24 protein-coding genes are annotated in these 24,047 nt (G+C 32.3%); 16 read left to right on the top strand and 8 right to left on the bottom strand.

Features of this window, described 5'->3' with window-relative positions:
* Window position 1: 1 nt before the first annotated feature.
* Together ftsH and rsfS are read right to left on the bottom strand one after the other, a co-directional pair.
* Window positions 2-1,927 carry an ATP-dependent zinc metalloprotease FtsH gene (gene ftsH / locus V1T75_RS03950; RefSeq protein ID WP_330487264.1) on the bottom strand — a complete coding sequence of 642 codons (1,926 nt, stop codon included), beginning with the start codon at window positions 1,925-1,927 and terminating at the stop codon, window positions 2-4.
* 25 nt (window positions 1,928-1,952) lie between these two features.
* Window positions 1,953-2,321 carry a ribosome silencing factor gene (rsfS, locus tag V1T75_RS03945; protein ID WP_125068011.1) on the bottom strand — a complete coding sequence of 123 codons (369 nt, stop codon included), beginning with the start codon at window positions 2,319-2,321 and terminating at the stop codon, window positions 1,953-1,955.
* A gap of 86 nt (window positions 2,322-2,407) precedes the next feature.
* Between rsfS and V1T75_RS03940 the strand changes: the two genes are divergently transcribed.
* On the top strand, window positions 2,408-3,145 hold the full coding sequence (locus tag V1T75_RS03940) for a biotin--[acetyl-CoA-carboxylase] ligase (protein ID WP_330487263.1): 738 nt from the start codon (window positions 2,408-2,410) through the stop codon (window positions 3,143-3,145).
* On the opposite strand, the gene V1T75_RS03935 is transcribed toward V1T75_RS03940, so the two are convergent.
* Entirely contained in the window at window positions 3,140-3,529 is a 390-nt protein-coding gene (locus V1T75_RS03935; protein WP_330487262.1) for an SRPBCC family protein, read from the bottom strand. The genes V1T75_RS03940 and V1T75_RS03935 overlap by 6 nt on opposite strands.
* Window positions 3,530-3,539: 10 nt before the next feature.
* The gene (pyrE, locus tag V1T75_RS03930) at window positions 3,540-4,190 is read right to left on the bottom strand and encodes an orotate phosphoribosyltransferase (RefSeq protein ID WP_330487261.1); all 651 of its coding nucleotides are present in this window, start codon (window positions 4,188-4,190) and stop codon (window positions 3,540-3,542) included.
* Between the two features lie 7 nt (window positions 4,191-4,197).
* Between pyrE and V1T75_RS03925 the strand changes: the two genes are divergently transcribed.
* From V1T75_RS03925 to V1T75_RS03880, 10 genes are all read left to right on the top strand, one after another.
* Window positions 4,198-4,803 carry an NUDIX hydrolase gene (locus tag V1T75_RS03925; RefSeq protein ID WP_330487260.1) on the top strand — a complete coding sequence of 202 codons (606 nt, stop codon included), beginning with the start codon at window positions 4,198-4,200 and terminating at the stop codon, window positions 4,801-4,803.
* A 137-nt stretch (window positions 4,804-4,940) separates the two neighbouring features.
* The gene (dnaK, locus tag V1T75_RS03920) at window positions 4,941-6,848 is read left to right on the top strand and encodes a molecular chaperone DnaK (protein ID WP_330487259.1); all 1,908 of its coding nucleotides are present in this window, start codon (window positions 4,941-4,943) and stop codon (window positions 6,846-6,848) included.
* A gap of 227 nt (window positions 6,849-7,075) precedes the next feature.
* Entirely contained in the window at window positions 7,076-9,238 is a 2,163-nt protein-coding gene (locus tag V1T75_RS03915) for a choice-of-anchor D domain-containing protein (protein ID WP_330487258.1), read from the top strand.
* Window positions 9,239-9,321: 83 nt separating this feature from the next.
* Entirely contained in the window at window positions 9,322-10,629 is a 1,308-nt protein-coding gene (locus V1T75_RS03910) for a hypothetical protein (RefSeq protein WP_330487257.1), read from the top strand.
* A 180-nt stretch (window positions 10,630-10,809) separates the two neighbouring features.
* Entirely contained in the window at window positions 10,810-11,316 is a 507-nt protein-coding gene (locus tag V1T75_RS03905) for a hypothetical protein (RefSeq protein ID WP_330487256.1), read from the top strand.
* Between the two features lie 137 nt (window positions 11,317-11,453).
* Window positions 11,454-11,624, top strand: coding sequence for a hypothetical protein (locus tag V1T75_RS03900; protein WP_330487255.1), 171 nt, complete (start codon window positions 11,454-11,456; stop codon window positions 11,622-11,624).
* A gap of 87 nt (window positions 11,625-11,711) precedes the next feature.
* Window positions 11,712-14,627 (top strand): sensor histidine kinase, encoded by a 2,916-nt coding sequence (locus V1T75_RS03895; RefSeq protein ID WP_330487254.1) that lies wholly within the window; start codon window positions 11,712-11,714, stop codon window positions 14,625-14,627.
* Window positions 14,628-14,629: 2 nt separating this feature from the next.
* The gene (locus tag V1T75_RS03890; protein ID WP_330487253.1) at window positions 14,630-15,379 is read left to right on the top strand and encodes a LytR/AlgR family response regulator transcription factor; all 750 of its coding nucleotides are present in this window, start codon (window positions 14,630-14,632) and stop codon (window positions 15,377-15,379) included.
* Window positions 15,380-15,388: 9 nt separating this feature from the next.
* Window positions 15,389-15,811, top strand: coding sequence for a secondary thiamine-phosphate synthase enzyme YjbQ (locus tag V1T75_RS03885; RefSeq protein WP_330487252.1), 423 nt, complete (start codon window positions 15,389-15,391; stop codon window positions 15,809-15,811).
* Window positions 15,812-16,339 carry a hypothetical protein gene (locus tag V1T75_RS03880; RefSeq protein WP_330487251.1) on the top strand — a complete coding sequence of 176 codons (528 nt, stop codon included), beginning with the start codon at window positions 15,812-15,814 and terminating at the stop codon, window positions 16,337-16,339.
* Here the strand turns inward: V1T75_RS03880 and V1T75_RS03875 are convergent.
* Window positions 16,334-16,768, bottom strand: coding sequence for a DUF7738 domain-containing protein (locus V1T75_RS03875; protein ID WP_330487250.1), 435 nt, complete (start codon window positions 16,766-16,768; stop codon window positions 16,334-16,336). The two genes, V1T75_RS03880 and V1T75_RS03875, sit on opposite strands and share 6 nt — an antisense overlap.
* Window positions 16,769-16,882: 114 nt before the next feature.
* On the opposite strand from V1T75_RS03875, the gene V1T75_RS03870 reads away from it, so the two are divergent.
* The 4 genes from V1T75_RS03870 to V1T75_RS03855 all read left to right on the top strand — a co-directional run bounded on the left by V1T75_RS03870 (window position 16,883) and on the right by V1T75_RS03855 (window position 20,300).
* Entirely contained in the window at window positions 16,883-18,172 is a 1,290-nt protein-coding gene (locus V1T75_RS03870; protein WP_330487249.1) for an NAD(P)/FAD-dependent oxidoreductase, read from the top strand.
* Between the two features lie 11 nt (window positions 18,173-18,183).
* The gene (locus tag V1T75_RS03865) at window positions 18,184-18,492 is read left to right on the top strand and encodes a hypothetical protein (RefSeq protein ID WP_330487248.1); all 309 of its coding nucleotides are present in this window, start codon (window positions 18,184-18,186) and stop codon (window positions 18,490-18,492) included.
* A 364-nt stretch (window positions 18,493-18,856) separates the two neighbouring features.
* The gene (locus V1T75_RS03860; RefSeq protein ID WP_330487247.1) at window positions 18,857-19,390 is read left to right on the top strand and encodes an alpha/beta hydrolase; all 534 of its coding nucleotides are present in this window, start codon (window positions 18,857-18,859) and stop codon (window positions 19,388-19,390) included.
* Window positions 19,377-20,300: an AraC family transcriptional regulator gene (locus V1T75_RS03855; RefSeq protein ID WP_330487246.1), complete on the top strand. Its 924-nt coding sequence runs from the start codon at window positions 19,377-19,379 to the stop codon at window positions 20,298-20,300. The genes V1T75_RS03860 and V1T75_RS03855 overlap by 14 nt, the downstream gene beginning before the upstream one ends.
* A gap of 138 nt (window positions 20,301-20,438) precedes the next feature.
* Here V1T75_RS03855 and V1T75_RS03850 read toward each other — a convergent pair whose 3' ends face one another.
* Complete coding sequence (locus V1T75_RS03850) at window positions 20,439-20,717, bottom strand: hypothetical protein (protein WP_330487245.1); 279 nt, start codon at window positions 20,715-20,717, stop codon at window positions 20,439-20,441.
* Window positions 20,718-21,180: 463 nt separating this feature from the next.
* Here V1T75_RS03850 and V1T75_RS03845 point away from each other — a divergent pair, with 463 nt between their 5' ends.
* A complete protein-coding gene (locus tag V1T75_RS03845) occupies window positions 21,181-21,363 on the top strand; it encodes a hypothetical protein (RefSeq protein ID WP_330487244.1) in 183 nt (60 codons plus the stop codon).
* Between the two features lie 80 nt (window positions 21,364-21,443).
* On the opposite strand, the gene ribB is transcribed toward V1T75_RS03845, so the two are convergent.
* Together ribB and V1T75_RS03835 are read right to left on the bottom strand one after the other, a co-directional pair.
* Window positions 21,444-22,586 carry a 3,4-dihydroxy-2-butanone-4-phosphate synthase gene (gene ribB / locus V1T75_RS03840; protein WP_330487243.1) on the bottom strand — a complete coding sequence of 381 codons (1,143 nt, stop codon included), beginning with the start codon at window positions 22,584-22,586 and terminating at the stop codon, window positions 21,444-21,446.
* A complete protein-coding gene (locus V1T75_RS03835; protein ID WP_330487242.1) occupies window positions 22,564-24,036 on the bottom strand; it encodes an LptF/LptG family permease in 1,473 nt (490 codons plus the stop codon). Before V1T75_RS03835 ends, ribB begins: the two co-directional genes overlap by 23 nt.
* Window positions 24,037-24,047 lie beyond the last annotated feature (11 nt).

Genomic DNA, 24,047 nt, shown 5'->3' with positions numbered 1-24,047 from the left:
ACTATTCTTCTGTTGTAATTTCAGGCTTTTCTTCCTTTCCAAATGGTCTGTCTCCAAAGATTTTTATTAAATCATCTTTAAAGATAACTTCTTTTTCCAGTAATAAATCAGCAAGTTCTGTTAATTTATCCCTGTTCTTGTCAAGTATTTCAATAGCCCTTTTGTATTGAGTTTCTATTATTTCAGAAATTTCTTCATCAATCTTTTTAGCAGTGGCATCACTATAAGGTTTCACAAAGGCATCATTACCAGAAGAATCGTAATAGGTAACGTTACCTACTTTGTCATTCAAACCATAAACAGTTACCATAGCTCGCGCTTGTTTAGTAACTTTTTCTAAATCACTTAACGCTCCTGTTGAAATTTTATTGAAAATTAATTTTTCAGCAGCCCTACCTCCCATGGTAGCACACATTTCATCAAGCATTTGTTCTGTTTGAACAATTTTTCTTTCTTCAGGAAGATACCAAGCAGCTCCTAAAGATTGACCGCGAGGTACAATTGTTACTTTTACTAACGGAGCAGCGTGTTCTAACATCCAACTAACAGTTGCGTGACCCGCTTCATGAAAAGCAATTACTTTCTTTTCTTTAGGCGTTATTACCTTGTTTTTCTTCTCTAACCCGCCTACAATTCTATCAACAGCGTCTAAGAAATCTTGATGCTCAATAGCTTCTTTACCCTTTCTAGCAGCAATTAAAGCAGCTTCATTACATAGGTTAGCAATATCAGCACCAGAGAAACCAGGTGTTTGTTGTGCTAAGAATTCTAAATCGGCATTTGCAGCTAATTTTAACGGCTTGATGTGAACTTCAAAAATTTCTCGACGTTCGTGTAAATCTGGTAAATCAACATAAATTTGACGGTCAAAACGTCCAGCACGCATTAAAGCTTTATCTAACACGTCTGCACGGTTCGTTGCTGCTAACACAATAACATTGGTATCAGTACCAAAACCATCCATTTCTGTTAATAATTGGTTTAATGTGTTTTCACGTTCATCATTACCACCAGTCATACTGTTCTTACCTCTAGCACGTCCAATAGCATCAATTTCATCAATAAAAATGATAGAAGGAGATTTTTGTTGAGCTTGTTTAAACAAGTCACGTACACGAGAAGCACCAACTCCAACAAACATTTCAACAAAATCAGAACCAGATAAAGAGAAGAAAGGTACCCCAGCTTCACCAGCAACAGCTTTTGCTAATAAAGTTTTTCCTGTTCCAGGAGGCCCTACTAATAAAGCTCCTTTAGGTATTTTACCTCCTAATTTGGTGTATTTTTCTGGACTTTTTAAGAAGTCAACAATTTCTTGTACTTCTTCTTTAGCGCCTTCTAAACCAGCTACATTTTTAAAGGTCGTTTTAACCTTAGTGTTTTCGTCAAAAAGCTTGGCTTTAGATTTACCAATGTTAAAAATTTGACCTCCAGCACCACCACCTCCAGCAGCTCCAGACATTCTTCTCATGAAGAAAAGCCAAATAACAATTAATAAAATAAAAGGTAGAAAGCTAATGATGGTATCCATCATACTAGTTCTTTCTACATTTACTTTGTCAAAGTCTAGGTTCTTTTCTTCTTTTTCCTTGTTGATTTCATTTTCAAAATTTTGTAAATCACCAAAGTTATAGGTGTAAAGAGGAGATCCCTTTCTGTAAAATGGAGAATCTGCTAATTTTTTATGTTGCTCTTTTTTCTCAGCCTCAGGCTTTAAAAATATTTGAGCAACATTGTTGTTTTCTACAACGATTTCTTTAATATCGTTTGCTTGAAGAATTTCAGTAAACTCGTTTTTTGTAATATTACGAGAACCTAAGTTACCAGAATTAAAAAAGCTTAATCCTAGTAAAATTACAATTATTGGTATGTATAGCCAAAATGAATTGAAACTAAATTTTGGCGCGTTTTTTTTATTATCACTCATAAAAAGGTGTATAAAATGTTAGCAATTATGCAGGGTTGATTTCTGTAATTTTTGCATCTCCCCAAAGACTTTCAATGTCGTAAAATTCACGAACTTGTTTTTGAAAGATATGTACAACAACATTTACGTAATCCATAAGAACCCATTCAGAGTTTCCTTGCCCTTCCACATGCCAAGGTTTGTCTTTAAGTTCTTTACTTACTATTTTTTGTACAGAGCCTGAAATGGCGTTAACTTGTGTGTTCGAATTAGCAGAACAAACTACAAAATAATCACAAACAGTATTTTCTATCTCTCTTAAATCTAGTAATTGGATATCCTCTCCTTTTACATCATCAATCCCTTTAATAATCACAGCTAAAAGATCGTCTGTGTTTGTTTGTTTTATTGTCATTAAAAAAAATTAAGTTTTAGCAAAGTTATTATTTTTTTGCGAGTAATTTATGTAATATTGATACTTGTTTTACACGCTAAATGCATATGAAAATAATCAAACTTAATGCCATCGACTCTACCAACACCTTTTTGAAGAATATGGTGTCAAAAGTGGTAGCTGATGATTTTACAGTTGTAGTTGCTAAAACCCAAACTAAAGGTAGGGGGCAAATGAATTCTGAATGGGTTGTTGAAGAAGGAAAAAATCTCACTTTTAGTGTGTTTTCTAGGTTTACAGACTTAGATGTTGAAAAACATAAGTATTTAAACTTTAGTGTTTCGTTAAGTGTTTTTGAAGTTTTAAAAGAACTAGGTTTACCAAATTTGGCAATAAAATGGCCTAACGACATTCTGTCAGGAAATAAAAAGCTGGGAGGCATATTAATTGAAAATACATTAAAAGGTAGTAAAATAGTGTCGTCAGTAATAGGAGTTGGAATAAATGTAAACCAAGACTCATTTTCTAAAAACTTACCGAATGCTTCTTCTGTAAAAAATATCTTAGGAAAAGAATTTGATTTGGATATATTGTTAGAAAGTACTTTGAAGAAGCTAGAAGATTATTTTACGCTTTTAGAAAAAAAAGAATATGAATTATTAGAAGAAGCTTACTTAAAGTATTTGTACAAAAAAAATGTTCCAACAATGTTTAAAAAAGGTCAGAACATTTTATTTATGGGTAAAATTATAGGAGTATCTAAAAATGGAAACCTCCAAATAGAATTAGCAGATGAAACTATTCAAGAATTTGGCTTAAAAGAAGTTTCGTTTGCTACTTTATAACTTTTCTAAATTTTCAGTTAACGTACCGATAAACTTTGTTAATGGGGCTTTAACCATCATTGCCATCATAGCGTTAAATTCACCGTCGAATTTTAAAGTAGCTTGACTTTCATGATCATTAACTTCAGTTATGTCAGCAGCTAATGTAAAAGGTAATTTACTACTTGCAGCGCCTAAGGTAACATTAGAATATTCAGTTTTTTCTTTCATGATTAACCGAATTTCTGGCATCCCTTTTAGACCAAAAATAAAGCTATCACCATCAACCTCAAATTTTTGCGTGTTTTCAGGCATTAGTTGTTCAAAGTTTTCTAACTTGGTTAGAAATTCAAATAAATCTTTAGATGATTTTTTTACAGTAACGGTATTTCCTTCTATATTCATTATTGTGCTGTTATTTATCGTTTTGGTTCCACTCACTAGGGGCAATTCTCCAATCCTCTAAAGTTCGAAGTTCCTCGCTAGTAATATATTTACTATCTAGAGCTTGCTCTAACAAATGTTCATAATTACTTAAAGTAGTTAGTTCTACTTTGTCATTTTTAAAATTCTCTGTGGCTATGTTAAATCCATAAGAAAAAATAGCAATCATTCCTTTTACATTGGCATGTGCTTCTTTCAATGCTTTTACAGCATTTAAACTACTTTTTCCAGTACTAATTAAATCCTCAATTACTACAACATTTTGACCACTTTCTATATGTCCTTCAATTTGGTTTTGTCGACCGTGCTTTTTAGGTTCGGGTCTAACATATATAAAAGGCACTCCTAGCTCTTGCGCAACGAGTATACCAATTGCAATAGCACCAGTAGCAACCCCTGCTATAACATCAGGTTTGCCATGTTTTTCTTCTACTAGTTTGGCAATCTCTTGTTTTAAAAAATTTCTAACAGGAGGGTACGACAACGTGATTCTGTTATCACAGTAAATAGGTGACTTCCAACCAGAAGCCCATGTGAAAGGTGCTTGGGGACTTAATTTTATAGCCTTAATTTGCAAAAGAAGCTCGGCAGTTTTTTTTGCTGTATCTTTGTTAAAATCCATAGCGCAAATGTATAAAGTTTTTGTTAATGATAAACCAATAATCTTTACAACTTCACTTAAAAATGAAGAAGATTTTTCAGTTTATATCTACAAAAATACAATTATTAAAGAACTTATTTACAAGTTAAAAGTAGGTAAGTTAAACGGTGTTTACATCTATTCTAATAATTTAATGGAAGATTGGAAAGACTTTAAAATTAAGTTTAAAATAATAACTGCTGCTGGAGGATTGGTTTTAAACGAAAGTAAAAAAGTGCTGTTTATTTATAGAGGAAATAAATGGGATTTGCCCAAAGGACGTGTTGAGGAAGGAGAAAACTTGATGGAAGCAGCCATAAGAGAAGTAGAGGAAGAATGTGGCATTGAAAAACTTATTATTAGTAGAGAACTCCTTATTACCTATCATTTATTTATGCAGCAAAACGAATATCGTTTGAAAGAAACACATTGGTATTTAATGTTTTCTAATTATGAGGGAAGTTTAACTCCTCAATTAGAAGAAGGTATTACTAAAGCCGAGTTTAAAGCCGAGGAAGAAACTAATAAAGCATTACAAAATACATTTGCAAACATAATAATGGTGTACAAATCTTATGTAAACAACACCAATTAATGACACTCTGTCATAAAAAATACGCTAATTGATACCTTTTTCTGTCAAAATATAAGTAAAAAACCAATGGCATACACTTTGACTAATACTACTCGTAAAATTGAATTTAAAACTTTTAAAAAAGATAAATAAAGATTATGAGTAAAATTATAGGTATAGATTTAGGTACTACGAACTCATGTGTTTCTGTAATGGAAGGTAATGAGCCAGTAGTAATTCCAAATGCAGAAGGAAAAAGAACAACCCCTTCTATAGTTGCATTTGTTGAAGGAGGTGAGCGTAAAGTAGGAGATCCTGCAAAGCGTCAAGCAGTAACAAACCCAACTAAAACAGTTTATTCTATTAAACGTTTTATGGGGAATAAATATTCTGAGTCTCAAAAAGAGGCAGATAGAGTTCCTTATGAGGTAGTAAAAGGAGATAACGATACACCAAGAGTTAAAATTGATGATCGTATGTATACGCCTCAAGAAATTTCTGCAATGATATTACAGAAAATGAAGAAAACTGCTGAAGACTACTTAGGTCAGGGAGTTTCTGAAGCGGTAATTACAGTACCAGCATATTTTAACGATGCTCAACGTCAGGCAACTAAAGAAGCAGGTGAAATTGCTGGGTTAAAAGTTCGTCGTATCATTAACGAGCCTACAGCAGCTGCCTTAGCTTATGGATTAGATAAAGCAAATGATGATAAGAAAATCGTAGTATTTGACTTTGGTGGAGGTACACACGATGTTTCTATCTTAGAATTAGGAGATGGAGTATTTGAAGTATTAGCTACTGATGGAGATACACATTTAGGAGGGGATGATGTAGATGAAAAAATCATTAACTGGTTAGCAGAAGAATTCAATGCTGAAGAGAATATGGATTTACGTAAAGATCCTATGGCATTACAACGTTTAAAAGAGGCTGCAGAAAAAGCAAAGATTGAATTGTCAAGTACAACGTCTACAGAAATTAACTTACCATACATTACTGCTACAGCTAGTGGTCCAAAACACTTGGTAAGAACATTAAGTAGAGCTAAGTTTGAGCAATTAATCGACGATTTAGTAAAAAGAACAATCGAGCCTTGTCAAACAGCGTTAAAAAATGCGGATTTATCAACTTCTGATATTGATGAAATTATCTTAGTAGGAGGTTCAACTCGTATTCCTGCAATTCAAGAAGCAGTAGAAAAGTTCTTTGGTAAAGCACCTAGTAAAGGAGTAAACCCAGATGAGGTTGTATCTTTAGGAGCGGCAATTCAAGGAGGAGTGTTAACAGGTGATGTAAAAGACGTATTATTATTAGACGTAACACCATTATCATTAGGAATTGAAACTATGGGTAATGTATTTACAAAATTAATCGATGCAAATACAACCATTCCAACCAAAAAGTCGCAAGTATTCTCTACAGCAGTAGATAACCAACCATCGGTAGATATTCACGTATTACAAGGTGAAAGAGCGATGGCAGCAGATAATAAAACAATTGGTCGTTTTCAATTAACGGATATTCCACCAGCACCAAGAGGAGTTCCTCAAATTGAAGTAACTTTTGATATCGATGCAAATGGAATCATCAATGTATCTGCAGCTGATAAAGCAACAGGAAAATCACAAAACATCCGTATTGAAGCTTCTTCTGGATTAACAGATGAAGAAATCGAAAAGATGAAAGCTGATGCTGAAGCAAATGCTGAAGCAGATAAGCAAGCTAAAGAAACTGCAGACAAAGTTAATGGAGCTGACTCTATGATTTTCCAAACAGAAAAGCAATTAAAAGAGTTTGGAGATAAGTTATCAGCAGATAAAAAAGAACCTATTGAAGCTGCTTTAGAAGAATTAAAGAAAGCTCATGAATCTAAAGACCTTGCAGCTATTGATGCTGCCATGGAAAAGATTAATGAAGCATGGAAAGTTGCTTCTGAAGAAATGTACAAAGCGCAACAAGATGCACAAGCAAACGGAGCTGGTGCGCAGGGTGGTGCAGATGCAGGTGCTTCATCAGAAAGTGGAGATAATGTAGAAGATGTTGACTTTGAAGAAGTGAAGTAATTTCTTAGATATTTAAATTATTAAAAGCTCGCCTATTGGCGAGCTTTTTTACTTTTAACAAGGTTGTATGATTTCTTTTAGAAAGAAAAAGAAACGTTTCAGAAAATAATAAAACCCTTTCAGCAAGTTTTTCAGTGTATTTGTTACTCCGCCTATACTTTTACCCACAAATAAGGAAAAGCACTTTTATAGAAGTGCAAAAAATAAAAATTAGAAAAACATAACACATGAGAAAAAAAGTTACCATGTATGCAGGCGCAATACTTTTTGTACTTGCAAGTATCACAGGTTGTGATAAAGATGAAGAAATTATTCCAGCAGTATTTTCTATTGATGAGATAGAAAAAGACTTCGGAACAGTGGAAGTGGAACAATCTGTAAGTTATTCATTTGAAGTAACAAATGAAGGGGGAGCAGATTTAGAAATTGATGAATTTGTTATAAAAGGAGCCAATGCAGCAGATTTTTCTACAAGTGCAGTACCTAAAGTAATTAGAAAAGAAGAGACTTACAGCTTTGAAATTACTTTTGCTCCTTTAACAACAGGAAATAAAGAAGCTGTTTTAGAAGTTGTGACTAACATTGGTAAAAAAGAAGTAACAGTAACAGGTGTTGCAGTGCCAAAACCACTGCCAACTGTTGACTTGAGTGTAACAACCTTATCGTTTGGAGATGTAGAAATTATGCAAACAAATGATGCTACATTCACCATAACAAATAATGGAGATGCCGATTTAGAAATTACTGCTTTTGAGGTAAAAGGAACAAATGCTGCTGATTTTTCAACTACAGCAACCGTAGAAACCTTAGCTGTAGGAGGAACAAAAACGGTTTCGGTAATATTTGCTCCAACAACAGAAGGGGATAAAACAGCTAGTTTAGAAGTAACAACAAATGTTGGTGTAAAAGTTATAGCGTTAGCTGGTAAAGGTACAGCAGTAGCAGCACCAGTAATGACGTTTAGTGAGTCACCAATAGCCTTTGGTACTGTTGAAGTTGGACAAGAAGTATCAAAGAATATAACCATTAGTAATACAGGAAATGCTGACTTGGAAATCACAAATGTGAATATAGTAGGAGGCAGTACATCGTCATCTTTTTCGGTAGTTGGAGGAACAAGTTCCTTAGTAAGGACTATTGCTTCTGGAAGTACATATACTTTTGAAGTTAAGTTTAGCCCAAGTTCAGATGGGTTTGCCTCAGGGTCTATTAGACTTTTTAATAACTCTAATAACGATGATGTGTTTTTAGGAATGAATGGAACAGGAACAGCACCAGCGCAACCAGCCATTGCTTTTAGCGAAACAGGGTTGGATTTTGGTGATGTAACAGTAGGAAACTCTGGAAATGATTTAACTTTTGAAGTTCAAAATAATGGTCAAGGAAATTTAGAAGTAGGCAATATTAGTGTGAGTGGAGCTAATGCTGCTGATTTTACTTTTGTTAATGTATCTGCACCTCAATCTATCGCACCTAATAGCTCTTATGTGGTAACAGTACGTTTTACACCACAGTCTGAAGGACAAAAATATGCAACGATACTTGTAGAAAGTAATGACCCTACAAAACCAAGATATGCTATTGTTATTACTGGTAAGGGTTTACAAGTCGTAACAGGTAATATTGTAAATATACCAGATGCTAATTTTAAAACGGCTTTAGTTACTAATAACGCTATTAATACTAATGGTGATTCTGAAATTCAGGATTCAGAAGCACAAGCTTACACAGGTGTTATTCGTGTTGATGGACTTAATATAGCTGATGTAACAGGTTTAGAGGCTTTTGTAAATATTTCAGAATTTCATGCAATGAACAACGCTTTAACGAGTATAGATTTGAGCCAAAACACAGTTATTGTAAGATTATCGTTAAAAAATAATAACTTAACTTCATTAGATCTTTCATCTAATACTGCTTTGCAAACAATATTAATTCAGCAGAATAATATAAGCTCAATCGATTTAACAAACCACTCCAATTTAGGTAACTTTCAATGTGGTGATAATAATATTTCAACCTTATTGTTGCCAACAACTGCAAATAGTTTAAAAACTTTATACTTAGAGCACAATCAAATTAGTTCGTTAGATGTTGCTATGTATCCAGATTTAAGAACTTTGGTTGTTTACAATAACAAGTTAACAAGTATAGATATTTCTGCTAACTCAAAAGTTAATAGTTTACATGCTAGAAATAACAGCCTTACTAGTTTAAATGTTGCAAATGGTAACAATGTAAATTTTCTTTACATGGTTGCAGATGGAAATCCTAATTTACCATGTATACAGCACGACGCTGGGTTTGATCCTCTATATCCACCAAATACGCCAGCACATCAATGGACTAAACCTGTTGGTGCTAGTTGGAGTACAACCGCATGTCAATAAAAAAATAGTCCCTTTAAATAGTAATTCAAGAAAGTTACCTGTGTAAAAGCAGGTGGCTTTTTAATAGCAAAACAATAATAGAGATGAAAAAATATACAACATTACTTTGTTTATTCTTCGCTAGTTTTTTGTTTCACCAAACGGCAAATGCTCAGTTTGGTAGCATGTTGAAGAAAGCGAAGCAAAAAATAACTAAAAAAGTTGAAGAGAAAGCTTCTTCAGCAATAGAAGAGTCGACTACAAGTTCAAATACCAGTTCAACGTCTAATGCTAATGAGTATTCTGATGAAGAGTTTAAAAAAGAGTTAGCTAAAAAGTACCCCAATGATAAAGAAAAGCAAGATTTTTATTTTAAAAAGTACAAAGAATATCAACAAAAACAAGCAGCAGAAAAAGAGGCTTTGTTAGCTAAAGAAAAAAGTAAGGGAAAGGTAGTGAGTGAAATTCCTTCACCCATAGAAAGTAGTGAAGAGAATAAGTTTAAAGACAATCAAATTTACGTATTAAACAGAACAAAGTTTAAAAAAATACCTGCTTATAATGGTGGTTTTTCCGATAAAATGGAATTATCTGGGTACTACCATTTATCACAATACTTTGTTAGAAATCCATCAAGTCACTTCGATAGTAACCCGGGAGATATTTATGAAGGATTTTCTATAGAATATAATCCCGTAACATACCAATTAAACGCGTTTTTTTCTCCAGAACAAAAAAGATATGGTGTAGTGCCAGAACATTATAGAAAATCTGCGGATAAAGGAAATATTCAATTTCAATTTGGTATGGGAGGAGGACCTGAATGGACTAATGCAAATGTACTTTTATTAGAGCCAGGTGTATTATTAATTGGTGCTGAAGTATATCATAAAAACGACAATGAAGGTCATAAGTGGATGAACAATGCACAACCAAAGCAGTTTGTAATTGCTGCAAAAGATCCTGAAAAGATTAAAAAGTATTACAAAAACGTTCAATTAACTGAACAAACAACTTTTAGCCTTTTTGAAGAATTACGTAACGATTCGGAAAGAGATGCATTAGCTAAAGTAAAAATGCCAGCTAAAGGGAATTTAAACAGTAGCTTGATAGGAATTGCTACCAAAGGTTTAACTGCTTATTACAGCAAAACCAGTATGAAGAACTTAAAGCAATATGTTACTTCGAATAGATGGTCAATAGTAAAGCACAAAGTATCAGGAATTCCTTTGTACCAATGGGCAGTAGGAGCTGTTGTTCAGAAAAATTCTGACGGACAGTGTATGCTGCAACAGTTTATTTTACGAAGAGATTACAGAGGAGGAGGAAACTACGGTGAAGCTTATTTTAACGGCATAAGCCGAACAGGAGGTGCTCCTTATGGAGCTTATTGTAAATGTGACATAAAATAAACTCCCTATTGTGCATTTGAGTGATTTTTTCTTGTTGTAAAGAAGAAAAATTGTATCGAGAATTAAATTAATACAAAAGCTTTTATCCTTGATGCAAATTGCACTCACTTAAATAGTACAACTCGTTGGAATTGATAGCGTTTTTTCAAGGCATACAACAGGTTTAACAAAATATATAAAATGAAAACAAGAAATAAATTATTAATGTTAGTACTCTTATTGGTAGTAGGATTTACTTCTTGCTCTAAAGAAGAGCAAGCCCCAGCACAAGAAATTTATAATAATACTATGAATTTTGGGCAGGATGAATATGGAATTCAGCAAGTAAATATAAGCTATAATCTTCATGGTGATATTGCAATAGGATTACATTCATTAACAAAAGATCAATCAGCTCAACTACCAGCAGGCTCTGGCGCCAAAATGGAATTTGAAGGAATTAAACAAGTTGATATTTCAATGGACGCAGATTACTATATTGAAATGCCTGAGTCTCATTATTATTTAGGTGCAGTAAATGGTTTTCAACTTTTAAGGTCAACTAATGTTGACAGTAAAAGAGCTGTTGAGGGATATGTTAAAGTTATTGAACTAACTGCCGATAACATTCAATTAAAATATGCATACAAAAGACTAGATGGTGTTGTGTTTGAAGGAGCATATAGTGGACTGTATACAGAAGATTAAAAAAAGAATTATAGATGAATATTCAAAATACAATAAACATAGTGTTATCTTTATTAATGAGGTGTATAAGGTGTTTAGATAGTGACGATAACGTTGTTAGAGAAGCAGAATTTTTATGCTAGATTAAATTGTTTTGCATGATGAAATTTTATGTTAAAAAAAGAAGACTTAAAAAGAAACACACACATACAGTTCATAAATTTTTACTGCTGCCATTATTTTTTAGAGGTAAATTTTATTGGTTAAAAACCGTTAGTATTGAAAAATCATTCAATGGATATAAATTTATTATTATAGGGATTAATTAATGAACTTTAAACTAAAAATAGTTATAAATAAAGGGGGCGTTTTTGCGTATTATTGCAGAGCCACCTTTTTATAGTAGTAGTAAACTTGTGAAAAAAACTATTTACATACTTGTTTTTGTATTTCTTCTCTTTGAGAATGTTTTTTCTCAAGAACCTTTTTATACACAATTTACCTCAGATGATGGTTTGGTCTCTTTAGCTAATTTTAATATTATTCAAGACAAAAACAATTTAGTTTGGGTCGGAGCAGAGCAAGGATTGTTTTACTATAATGGAAAAAAGTTTGTAAAGTTAAAAAATACGATTGCCACTACGAAAAGTATATTCAATTTACAGATTGATGACGAGGGACAAATTTGGTGCTCTACCATTTCAGGACATATCTATAAAGTTGTAGGTAAAGAGTTACGGTTGTTCAAAGACTTTTCTAATGAGCTAAAAGGAACTTTTGCCCATTTGATAGTTATGAAAAACGATGTTTTCTTTATATCTCAAAGGAAAAGTTATCAGATAGATAAAAAAAATGGATCGGTTAAAAAAGACTTACATGCAGAGGTTTCTAAAATAGCAAAATCTGAAAATGGCTTTTTTTACTACAACTTAAAAGAAACAAATAACATAACTCATGTTTATGAAGAAAATGGTGTGCCTGTTTTCAAAAAAATAAAATGGGATAAAGAAAAACTTTCTTTAGATAAAGGGAATTTTCAAATGTTTCAGTGGTTTGATGAGGTGGTAATTCAATTAGAAAAAGATGTTTTCAAAACGATATCAATTAACATACATACCCGAAAAATTAGTACGATAAAACTTCCCCAGAATTTTCAAAAAGCTCAAGTATACAATACCAAGAAGTTTCAAGAAAACTGGCTGTTAACGTCAAAAGGAATTTATAGAACTTTAGAAAAGACAAAAGTTAATGATACCGAACAAATTTTTAAAGATTACCACATCACCGATGTTTTAAAAGATAATGAAAATAATTATTGGTTAACAACGCTTCAGAATGGTGTTTTTGTAGTGCCGAGTTTAGGGATAACAAAGAAGAGTTTTTTAGAAATAAAAGAAGATATTATTTCAATAGAAGCGATAGCTGAAAATCATTTGTTGCTAGGTACACAAAATGGAAATTTAATAGATTACAATACACAAAATAACAAGTATACGGTAACGAGTTTATCGAATCAACGCCCCGTAAATAGAATTAAGTATGATGAAATACTCAATAGAGCATACGTAAGTACCAATGGTACGAGTAGTTATATTTATAACTTGAAGAGTAAAAAAAATACAAATGTAGGTAGTCAGTTTACAACTGCTAAAGGTTTTGCTCAAATAAGTAAAGATTCTCTAGTGTGTTTATCGTATCGACATGCTATTATTTATACCAATTTATCAAAAAATAAAGAGCATATAGTTTTAGAGAATAAAAGACCTATTAGCACTCATTACGATTCTAAAAATAAACTTATTTACGTAACTTATATTGACGGAACGGTAGTTTATAATACAAAACTACAAACCATTCCTGTAAGTTATCAAAACAAGCCCATTATTTTTTCTGAATATACTCAAACTGTTAATGGTAACATATGGGCAACTACAAGAGATAAAATCTTAGGATTAGCAGCTGGAAAAGTTACCGACAGTATTACGTATTCAACAGGATTGTTGCAATCCCAAATAAAAGGAATTTTTGGAAAGGATAATTTTCTATGGATTGTTACTGAAAAAGGGATACAGCGATATGATACAGATAAAAAATTGATAAAAACAATCAATTTAACTGATAAAAGTGCCATTAAGTTTAAACAACCAGTTGTTCAAAATAATCATTTATGGGTAGCTGGAAACAATTTTTTATGTAAAGTAGATGTATCTATTCCAAATTTAACGCACTCTAAAACAGTTCCATTGGCTTATATAAGTAATGTTAAAATAGGAGGTAACGAACAAGAAATAAAAACAAAGTATGAGCTACCTTATAAAACCAATGATATTACATTCAATTTTAATGCAAACGGATTTAAAGCTAGTAGTAAAAATGTTTTTCAATACAAGCTTTTAGGTTTCAATACCGAATGGCAAACATCAGAATTGAATGACGATGTTGTTAGGTATATTGGAATTCCATCTGGAAAATATGAGTTTTTACTTAGAACCAAAAGCTTAGATGGAAGTATTGGGAAAGAAAGTAATGGTGTTAAAATTATTGTTCAAAAACCTTTTTGGGAGCATTGGTGGTTCATCGTAACTGTATTTTTTACATCAGTTTTAGGGGTCGTAATGTATTACCGAATTAAGTTACAGTGGAAAGAGAAAGAAGGAGAGCGAGAATTAGAAAAAGTGATTTTAGCTAGTAGAATAAGTAAGTTACGATTAGAGAACTTACGCTCACAAATGAACCCTCATTTCATTTTTAATTCATTAGGCGCAATTCAAGATTATGTAATGAAGAACGAAAAATATTTAGCGAGTGATTACCTGGTTAAATTTTCCCGTTTAATTAGAATGTATTTAAATCATAGTAGGGTTAATGTAATATCGCTAAAAGAAGAACTCAGTTCACTTGAAATTTATATAGCATTAGAGCAACTGCGATTTGAGAATAAATTTAAAGTTCATTTCTTCGTAGATAAGAATGTAAATAAAGAGCAATTTGAAGTTCCACCGTTGTTTTTACAACCGTTTGTAGAAAATGCCATAAAGCATGGACTCGTTCATAAAAAAAAACAAGGAAACCTATGGATAACAATTAAAAAAGAGACTGTTAATTTGTTAATTGTAACTATAGAGGATGATGGTATTGGAAGAAAAAAATCATTTGAAATTAATAAGAAAAGACAAGGACATAAGTCTTTTGCAGTGAATGCCACCCAAGAACGAGTTTCACTGTATAAGAAAGAAAAGCTGTTTGATATTTCAGTAGAGTTTACAGATAAAGTTGATGAAAATAATAAGGCTACAGGAACGGTAGTGACACTAAAAATAAAAAGAATTTAAAAATGAAAGCATTAATAATTGATGATGAGGCAAAAGCACGTAGTGTAATGGAAACGATGCTTACAGAATTCTTTCCTGAAATAAAAAGTGTTATTACAGCCGATAACTTGTTAAATGGAGTAAAAGAAATAAATGAACATACTCCTGACATTGTTTTTTTAGATATTGAAATGCCAGAGTATTCAGGGTTGGAGATTTTAGAGTTTATATCAGAGCCTATTGAATTTCAATTAATTTTTACAACAGCCTACCAGCAATACGCATTAGAAGCATTAAAGTTATCGGCAATAGATTATTTGGTAAAACCTATTGATAGAGAAGAGTTGCGAGTAGCTATAAATAAGGCTAAAGTAAACATAGAGCAGAAAAAGGTCTCAGCACAATTTTCAGAGCTAAAAAAAGCAATTCAATCTTTATCGTCACATAAAATAGCTTTAGAAGTTCCTGGAGAAATTATTTTTGTGTCTCATGAAGATATCTTGTATTTAGAAGCAGATGGTATGTATACAAAGGTACATTTGGCAAATAAAGAAAAGCAGCTTATTTGTAAACCGTTATCATATTTCGAAAATCAACTTCAAAGCAATAACTTATTTTTCAGGTGCCACAGGTCTTACTTAATTAATCTCCATTATTTAGAGAAGTTTATAAAAAAAGATGGAGATTTTTTGTTGATGCAAAATCAAACAACAATACCTATTTCTAAAACAAAAAAACAAGAATTTATAAAGATTATAAAAGAAGTGTTTTAGATTTGCGGTATGCAATTTTACCAAAAAGAAATTCAATTACCAGTATTTAACAGAGGTTACCATTTAATTACAAATATTTTATTAGAAGCGCTACCAGAGCTTAATAAAATTAAAATAGGGCAGTTTCAGGCATTTATTAAACACACATCTGCAAGTTTAACGATTAATGAAAATGCTGATCCAACCGTTCGAATGGATTTCGAATCACATATCAACAAAATGATCCCTGAAAATATGCCGTACTACAAACACGATTATGAAGGAGCAGATGATATGCCAGCACATATTAAAAGTTCTATGTTAGGATGCCAAGTACAAATTCCGATAACCCAAGGAAAGCTCAATGTAGGAACTTGGCAAGGAATTTATTTAGGCGAGCACAGAAACTATGGAGGAAGAAGAACTCTTGTATTAACAGCTTTTGGAATTTAAATGAAGTATCATAAATTTAATTTTTACAGAAGTACCTATTGTGAGTTTGAATTGCAAAACATCGATTTTTTTGAGGAGATGAAAGCGCATTTTCAAAGTAAATCAGGTAGCTATTACTACTACACAGAAGAAGGAGTTTTTCGCTATTCAAATCACTGGGGTAGAGTAGCCAATTGCCGATGGAAAATTCAGGGAATAGAAAATTATAAAAATCAAAATTATTATGTAGGGTACGCAAATTGGTCTGATTTTTATCCATTAAACACGACAGATAAGGTTTTTTATTTAGAAGTTGATTACAAAGAGTGTAAGGCAAGTATAAAAAGAGCCCAAAACAATATAGAATACAATCGGTTTTTAATGACCTCAGAGTTTGCACACCAGCGCTTAAAACAAATTCAAACTTTATTTAAAGAGTACAAGTGGGCACGCTATTATGAAGAGGATATTGATATGTTAAGAAAAAAAATAATCAATAAACTCATAACAACAAACAAAACGTTACAACAAGTAAAGTTAGAATTATGAATCTTTGTAGTCTCTATTAATACCAATACTAAAACCAAAGCGCATGTCGCTTTCTCTACCTAATCTGTGAATCGCTACCTTACCAAGTGGAATTTTGCCAAACTCATTATTGGTAATTTCTTCATTGTTTAAAACAAGCTTTCCTTTAAATTGTTTTTTGGTATTGTACTCACTTCTATCTTTTTTGTGCTGATAAATGTTTATAGATAAAATATGATCTTTATCAGTATAACCGCAAAAAATACCATGCGTATCCCAAATAATATAGTCATTACTTTTTTTTAATTCCCTACTAGGTGGGCCTAAAACTTCAACCAAAGTGCTATAATTAGTGGGAAATGTAAGAGGTTTACTATTAATGTGTATTATGTCTGTATCGCATACTATAGTTAAACTCGTTACTTTTTTCTTCTTAAAAAAATTAAACATAACAGTTCCTAATTTGATTAACGGGGGCTGAGCGTAAAACTAAAAAATAAATTTTAACTAACTCCTTTCTCTTTTAGTTAAATTTGCTAATTAGATATAAAATCCTAATAAATAATGAACATACCTCAAACAAGTTTTCCTCGAGTACTAATTATTGGGGGAGGATTTGCAGGATTGGCAGCGGCAAGGGCTTTAGAAAACCAAGAATTACAGGTAGTTTTAATAGATAAACACAATTACCACACTTTTCAACCTTTGCTCTATCAAGTGGCTACAGGTGGGCTGGAGCCCGATAGTATCGCGTTTCCTTTAAGAAAAAGATTTAACGATGTAGAAAACTTTTTCTTTAGGTTGGCAAAAGTTACCCAAATCAATGCTGAGAAAAATTATATTGAAACGACAATAGGGAGCTTAGAGTATGATGAGTTGATTATCGCTACCGGATCAACAACTAATTTCTTTGGAAACACCAATATTCAAAAACACGCTATGGAAATGAAATCAGTTCCGCAAGCATTGAATATTCGCAGTTTGGTTTTAGAAAACTTTGAAGAGGCTTTATTGGTTACCGATTTAGAGAAGCGAAGAGCATTGATGAACTTCGTTATTGTAGGAGGGGGGCCTACAGGAGTTGAACTTGCAGGCGCTTTAGCAGAAATGAAAAAAGGTATTTTACCAAAAGATTATCCAGATTTAGATATTCGACAGATGAAAATAAACCTTATTCAAAGCTCAGGTGAGTTGTTAAAAGGAATGAGTAATAAAGCTTCTGAAAAAGCAGAAGACTTCTTAATAAAGCTTGGGGTAGATGTATGGAAAGATCTTCGGGTGTTAGATTACGATGGAGAAACTGTTACTACAAATGGAGAAGATCATTTTAAAGCGCAGACAGTTATTTGGGCAGCAGGTGTAAAAGGAGCTACTGTTTCGGGTTTACATAAAGAATGTGTAATAGAAAGAGCTAATCGGTTTGCAGTAGATGAATACAGCAAGGTAATTGGATATGATAATATATATGCTATTGGAGATGTAGCGCGTATGGAAACCAAAGACTATGAAAGAGGACACCCAATGATGGCACAACCAGCTATTCAACAAGGACGCTTATTAGGTAAAAATATTTTAGCAAAACTAAAGGGTAAAAAGCAAAAAGCATTCGTGTATAACGATAAAGGTTCTATGGCGACTATTGGAAGAAATAAGGCAGTAGTAGATTTGTCAAGATGGAAGTTTCAAGGGGTTTTTGCATGGTTTATTTGGATGTTTGTGCACTTGTTTTCACTTATCGGGTTTAGAAATAAAGCAGTTGTATTTATGAATTGGGTATACAATTATGTGCGTTTTGATAGAGAAACAAGGCTTATTATTCGCCCGTATAAAAAGAAAAACAAAAACAGTTTTTAAAGAACAAGAAAATGGCAATTACTAGAAATGTTAAATGTCCTAATTGCGGAATTTTTAACAAGAATAGAGATTACTGTAAAAATTGTAATACATTGATTTCTTTTGAAAAAAGACAAGAGCAAAAAGTTATAGCTTATAAAGAAGAAGAACTTAAAAAAGCGAAAGATGACATAGCAAACCCTAATTTGGCAGAACGATTAAAAAAGCATTCATTCTGGTTGTATCGTATCGTTGGTTGGGTTTTGTATTCAGCGTATTTATTAGTCAGTGCCATTGGTGCTTTAATCGCATGGTTTATAGCCATGGTAGCAGCGGGTTAGGATAAGTGCAGAATAAGATACTTACATATTATTTTATAGTTTCAATAGTTATAGGAAGTCTTATTTATACAGCACAAAGGTTAAGTATCAAACTTCCCTCTTTTATTAATAATTACGTAAACGATTTTTTAATAATCCCTATTGTATTAACAGTAAGTCTCTTTGTGTTACAGTGGAGTAGGAGTGATAAAAGTTGGTGTATTTCTTTAGGATTAATACTTTATATATGTGTATTGTATTCCGTGTTATTTGAGTTGATATTGCCTAAATATCATGTAAGGTATACAGCAGATGTATTGGATGTTGTTTTATATTTTGCAGGAGGTTTTGTATTTTTCCTTTTACAAAAAATGAATAGCAATACATGAAAAATCGATTACTAATTTTATCAGATTTATGGGGAATTACAGGCGCTAGTTGGGTTTCTATGTATGTAAACAGGTTGTCTGATAATTTTAAGGTTGTGTTGTATAATAGCTGTGAATTAGCCGAAATGCCTCAAAAATATTTGTTAGAAGCACAACGACATGCTTTTTTCTTAAACGAAGGAATAGAAAAAGCGGTTGAAAACTTAATAAAATTAGAAAAAGAACAGCTTACAGTTTTAGCTTTCAGCATAGGGGGAACCATAGCTTGGGAGGCTTGTTTAAACGGTTTAGATGTTAAAAGTTTTTATGCTATTTCATCAACAAGATTACGTTATGAAACAGAACGCCCAAAAGGGAAAATAGCGCTTTATTACGGAGGAAAAGATGTTTACAAGCCAAGTGAAGACTGGTTTGAAAACATAAAGCTAACGCCTAGTATCATTCCACAGAAAGCTCATGAAATGTATAAGGAAGAAGATTTTGTGTCTAAACTATGTTTACAAATAAATAAGAGTTATGAAATCGTCTGAAAAAATACCCAATAAAACAGCTATACGGATAAGTAATGCTATTGATTTTATTGAAGGAAATTTAGATAAAAAACTTGTTTTAGAAGAAATAGCAGAAAAGGCATACTTTTCTCCCTATCATTTTCATAGGCTTTTTAAAGCTGTAACTAAAGAAACAGTAAATGATTTTATTACTAGAAAGAAAATAGAAAAGGCAGCTTCTTTTTTACTAAATAAAAAGAGTAAAATGGTTACAGAAGTATCCGAAATAGTAGGTTTTGCAAGTTTGTCATCATTTTCAAGGGCTTTTAAAAAGTTTTACGGAATGAGTCCTGCTGAATTTAAAAAAGGAAGCTCATCTAAATATAGCAAGATTTGTAAAACAGAAAACAAGAATGGAAAAATAGAAACTCGGTTTGAGCAATACATTTGTAACATACAAACAAACTTAAAATGGATGCAAATGAAAGCTAAAATTGAAGTAAAAAAAATACCAACCTTAAAAGTGGCCTATTTAACACATCAAGGAAAAATGGATGCAGTAGAAAAAACTTACCATAAATTGATAAAGTGGGCGTATCCTAAAGGGCTAATGCAGCAGGAAAATTTAAGAATGTTAACGGTATATCACGACAGTCCCAAAATTACCGATGAAGACAAAATAAGAATGAGTGTTTGTTTAATTTTAAATTCAGAGGTAAAAACTGAAGGAGAAGTAAGTGTAAAAGAAATACCCGAAGCAAAATGTATAGTATCTCGTTTAGAAATTACTCCGTCAGAATTTCAACAAGCCTGGGAAAGTAGTTTTGTGTGGATGAGTGAACATGGTTTTAAAAAAAATGACCAAGATCCGTATGAGATTTTTTACAATAACCCTAATGAACACCCAGAAGGGAAATGTATTGTAGATATTTGTATCCCTGTGGAGTAGAAAGTTATTGTAGTACTATTGATATATGTTGCATAGAGTCTTTTAGGATACTATGCAACACCTCAATTTTATAAGACCGTTTTATCTAGTCGGCTAACGATTCGGGTTAAATGCCGAGTAAGCTATCACTATTATTCTTTATGATAATTCTTTTAGAGGAGTGTTAGGTTTTGAAGACAGCATGCTTCTAACAATAAAATAACTAGCCAATCCACAAGCTATACCTGTAATTACAGCAGGAAAAATAGTATCATCACCTATTCCAACTGTAGAGGCAAATATTACAATACCCAAAATTTCTGCTCCAAACCAAGAGCCTATCATTATACCTTTCCACTTTTTAGGGCTTTTTCCTTTTTCTTCTGCTAATTCAGCTATTTTTTTACCTAAAAAAACGATTGCTAATATTTCTAACATGCTTTTGTTTTTGATTAAATTTTTCTTTTCAATTTTATTTACTGTATACTGTTAATATATATAACAAAGATTACTATGCATTCTTTAATAATAAATAAGAAAGAATATAAGAGCAATTTTTAGTGTGCCAAAGATAAAAAAATAAGCATAAAAGACCGTTGATTCTTTTGGAATGAAATGTCAAGTCTATTAAGAGTATCCTTTTGTTTATAGGAAATAGGAACATTCTAAACTCAAAATATATTTTAAGAGCACGATAAATCTAATGATTATTTTGTGTGCTTAGAGTTGAGCTTAATTAAGTCTGTTTTTTGCGTATTTGAATCTTAATAGAAAAATATTTTTAAAAAAAACATTATTTTAAAGTCCTTAAAAATTCTTTCGCGAGAAAATAGACATAAACCTTGAGTGTCTATAAATATGTTCAAGGATTTAATCAATTTAATTAAATCATTACATTATTATGAAAAAACAAATTTTAAACTTGGGAAAAAGATTAAACAAAGAAGATCAACAAGAGATTAGAGGGGGGAGAATGTTTTACGATTGCAACGATTTTTGCCGTTCTAGTTGGAGAGATAGAGATTTCTACATTCAAGATCAAATGGAAAAATACGGTTTAGATTGGTCTCACTGTGTTTGTTAATATTTAATAAGGTATTTAGTATATTAAAGGAAAAAAGTCACCGTTTTAAAGCGGTGACTTTTTAATTTTTAATAGTATGATTAGTAGTTTACATAATCAACAATTTCTAATCCATAACCAATCATTCCTACGCGTTTGGTTTGTTTGGTGTTAGAAACCAAGCGTAGTTTATGAATGTGTAAGTCGTGTAAAATTTGGGCGCCAATACCAAAGTCTTTGTTATCCATCACGACATTAGGAGCTTTCATTTCTCCTTTAGTTTGGTTTTCTTTTAAAATACGAAGCCTGTTTAATAAGTTTAGCGCTTGCATTTGTTGATTAATAAACAAGATAGCACCTCTACCTTCATCATTAACCACCTTAAACATTTGGTCTAATTTTTTATCGGCATTATTAGTTAAGGTTCCTAAAATATCATTGTTTACCAAAGTCGAGTTTACACGAGTTAAAATAGGTTCATTCTTACTCCAAGTCCCTTTGGTCAAAGCAATATGTACTTGATTATTGGTAGTTTGTTGGTAAGCACGAAGACGAAAATCACCAAAACGAGTTTGAATATTGAAGTCTTCTTTCTTTTCAATTAACGAATCGTGTTCCATTCGATATGCCACTAAATCTTCAATAGAAACAATTTTTAAGTCGAATTTTTCAGCAACTTTCATTAGTTGAGGCAAGCGTGCCATGGTACCATCTTCATTCATAATCTCAACGATAACACCTGCAGGTTCTAACCCTGCTAAACGTGCAAAATCAATAGCAGCTTCAGTGTGTCCAGTTCTACGCAATACTCCACCATTTTTAGCTTTTAAAGGAAAAATATGGCCAGGTCTGGCTAAGTCAAAAGGCTTGGTGTCTGGGGTAATTAGGGCTTGTACAGTTTTTGCTCTATCAGAAGCAGAAATACCCGTAGTAACCCCATTTCCACGTAAGTCTACCGATACGGTAAACGCGGTTTCCATTGGGTCGGTGTTATTGCTAACCATCATTCCTAACTCTAATTCTTTACAGCGAGTTTCAGTTAGGGGGGTACAAATTAATCCGCGGCCATGGGTTGCCATGAAGTTAATCATTTCAGGGGTAATTTTTTCAGCAGCAGCTAAAAAATCACCTTCATTCTCACGATCTTCATCATCAACTACGATAATAACTTTACCGTTTTTAATATCTTCTATAGCTTCTTCAATTGTGTTTAATTGAATATTAGTTGGAGTTTGTGTTGTCATTATGTTGTGGTTTTCCCTTTTTAGAGAATAGGTTTTTTACAGCGTTTCGTATTAGAACAAAAAAACTATTAATATCAAATAGTCCTTTATCTTTAGTAGCTCTAACAGTTAATGTTATAGCCAAAGGTAGCATTAAAAATACACTTAGCCAAGATCCAGTAATGGCTGTAAGCGAGCTTTCTTCGGCTAAGTTTCTTCCAAAAGTATTGGAGAAGAAGTATAAAACGTAAATGGCGATTGCCAAAATCATAGGCAATCCCATACCTCCTTTTCTGATAATAGAGCCTAAAGGAGCACCGATAAAAAAGAGTAACAAACAAGAAAGTGAAAAGGCAATACGATTGTAAAACTCAATATCATAGAGGTTTAAATACTTTCGTTTGTTTTTTAAAGTGTCTTTGTTAGACTTATTATTGTTTATAGTGCGTTCTAATTTTGAAGTAGCTATTGAAAGAATATTTCGTTTTTCTTTTAACACAAAGTTATCAAGAATGTTTAACGAAAGTTCTTTGTTTATTAAAGAATCTGGGTATTGGTGTAAATCTTCTACATCAATGCTTAAAAATAAGTTTTTAGCTCTACTACTAACAAAGGCATCGTAATTTTGCTTCATCATTGGCAAAGTATCCTTTAGTTGTGCCAAGCTTAACATATTGTAGTTCGTTTTATATTTTTCATCTTCTATATCATCATTACTAAACGAAGAGATATCAATGTTAATAGTGTATTCTTCAAAGTCTGCGTACGAAGCAGGCATTCTTTCTCGTTCTTTAAAAGAAGCTCCGTTTTTTAAATGATGCTCAAAATAGTATCCATCTTTTAAAACTAAGGTCATGTAGCGACTGCCTTCTTCTGAAAGAATTTCACCACTTTTAGCGGTAATAATTTTATTATTCCCTTTTTTTGAAGATAAATCGTAAATCATAACTTCTTTTAAAAGATTGTCTTCTTTACCGTATTTCTCTTTAAATTTTATTTGAAAGTTAGGAATTTCAGTATTAAAGCTTCCAGCAACCAAAGCAATAGCAGGTTGTTTCTTTTTAATGTTTACCTTCATGTTTAATTGCTTAAGCATGGCATATGGATACACATAATTAAGAAACAAAAAGTTAACACCACTTAAAAAAATAGCTAAGAAAACAATAGGGCGTACCATGCGCTGTAAAGATACTCCAGCAGATTTTGCCGCCGCAAATTCGTAGTTTTCAGACAAACCACCTAGCGTCATAATAGAAGATAATAAAACACCGATGGGTAAGGCTTGAGGAGCTACAATTAGGGTGGTATACCACAAGAATTTTAAAATAATTGCAACACTAATACCTTTACCAGCAAAATTATCAAAAGCCAACCACAACGCTTGCATTACCAATACAAATAAAATGATAAAGAAGGTTGCTAAAAAAGGAACTAAGAAGCTTTTTAATATATATCTGTCTAATGTTTTCACAGATGCAAAGG

It is taken from the genome of Tenacibaculum sp. FZY0031 (assembly GCF_036350695.1).
Classification (GTDB): Bacteria; Bacteroidota; Bacteroidia; order Flavobacteriales; family Flavobacteriaceae; genus Polaribacter.
The sequence above is the reverse complement of the archived record's forward strand: the minus strand, read 5'-3'. Positions and strand labels throughout refer to the sequence as shown.

Excerpts from the sequence above, each read along its gene's own strand:
- V1T75_RS03925 (WP_330487260.1), top strand. The coding sequence starts at position 4,198 with ATGTATAAAGTTTTTGTTAATGATAAACCAATAATCTTTACAACTTCA.
- V1T75_RS03845 (WP_330487244.1), top strand. The coding sequence starts at position 21,181 with ATGAAAAAACAAATTTTAAACTTGGGAAAAAGATTAAACAAAGAAGAT.
- rsfS (WP_125068011.1), bottom strand. The coding sequence starts at position 2,321 with ATGACAATAAAACAAACAAACACAGACGATCTTTTAGCTGTGATTATT.
- V1T75_RS03915 (WP_330487258.1), top strand. The coding sequence starts at position 7,076 with ATGAGAAAAAAAGTTACCATGTATGCAGGCGCAATACTTTTTGTACTT.
- V1T75_RS03885 (WP_330487252.1), top strand. The coding sequence starts at position 15,389 with ATGCAATTTTACCAAAAAGAAATTCAATTACCAGTATTTAACAGAGGT.
- V1T75_RS03860 (WP_330487247.1), top strand. The coding sequence starts at position 18,857 with ATGAAAAATCGATTACTAATTTTATCAGATTTATGGGGAATTACAGGC.
- dnaK (WP_330487259.1), top strand. The coding sequence starts at position 4,941 with ATGAGTAAAATTATAGGTATAGATTTAGGTACTACGAACTCATGTGTT.
- V1T75_RS03850 (WP_330487245.1), bottom strand. The coding sequence starts at position 20,717 with ATGTTAGAAATATTAGCAATCGTTTTTTTAGGTAAAAAAATAGCTGAA.
- V1T75_RS03890 (WP_330487253.1), top strand. The coding sequence starts at position 14,630 with ATGAAAGCATTAATAATTGATGATGAGGCAAAAGCACGTAGTGTAATG.
- V1T75_RS03870 (WP_330487249.1), top strand. The coding sequence starts at position 16,883 with ATGAACATACCTCAAACAAGTTTTCCTCGAGTACTAATTATTGGGGGA.
- V1T75_RS03880 (WP_330487251.1), top strand. The coding sequence starts at position 15,812 with ATGAAGTATCATAAATTTAATTTTTACAGAAGTACCTATTGTGAGTTT.
- V1T75_RS03905 (WP_330487256.1), top strand. The coding sequence starts at position 10,810 with ATGAAAACAAGAAATAAATTATTAATGTTAGTACTCTTATTGGTAGTA.
- ribB (WP_330487243.1), bottom strand. The coding sequence starts at position 22,586 with ATGACAACACAAACTCCAACTAATATTCAATTAAACACAATTGAAGAA.
- V1T75_RS03935 (WP_330487262.1), bottom strand. The coding sequence starts at position 3,529 with ATGAATATAGAAGGAAATACCGTTACTGTAAAAAAATCATCTAAAGAT.
- pyrE (WP_330487261.1), bottom strand. The coding sequence starts at position 4,190 with ATGGATTTTAACAAAGATACAGCAAAAAAAACTGCCGAGCTTCTTTTG.
- V1T75_RS03875 (WP_330487250.1), bottom strand. The coding sequence starts at position 16,768 with ATGTTTAATTTTTTTAAGAAGAAAAAAGTAACGAGTTTAACTATAGTA.
- V1T75_RS03940 (WP_330487263.1), top strand. The coding sequence starts at position 2,408 with ATGAAAATAATCAAACTTAATGCCATCGACTCTACCAACACCTTTTTG.
- ftsH (WP_330487264.1), bottom strand. The coding sequence starts at position 1,927 with ATGAGTGATAATAAAAAAAACGCGCCAAAATTTAGTTTCAATTCATTT.
- V1T75_RS03900 (WP_330487255.1), top strand. The coding sequence starts at position 11,454 with ATGATGAAATTTTATGTTAAAAAAAGAAGACTTAAAAAGAAACACACA.
- V1T75_RS03855 (WP_330487246.1), top strand. The coding sequence starts at position 19,377 with ATGAAATCGTCTGAAAAAATACCCAATAAAACAGCTATACGGATAAGT.
- V1T75_RS03910 (WP_330487257.1), top strand. The coding sequence starts at position 9,322 with ATGAAAAAATATACAACATTACTTTGTTTATTCTTCGCTAGTTTTTTG.
- V1T75_RS03865 (WP_330487248.1), top strand. The coding sequence starts at position 18,184 with ATGGCAATTACTAGAAATGTTAAATGTCCTAATTGCGGAATTTTTAAC.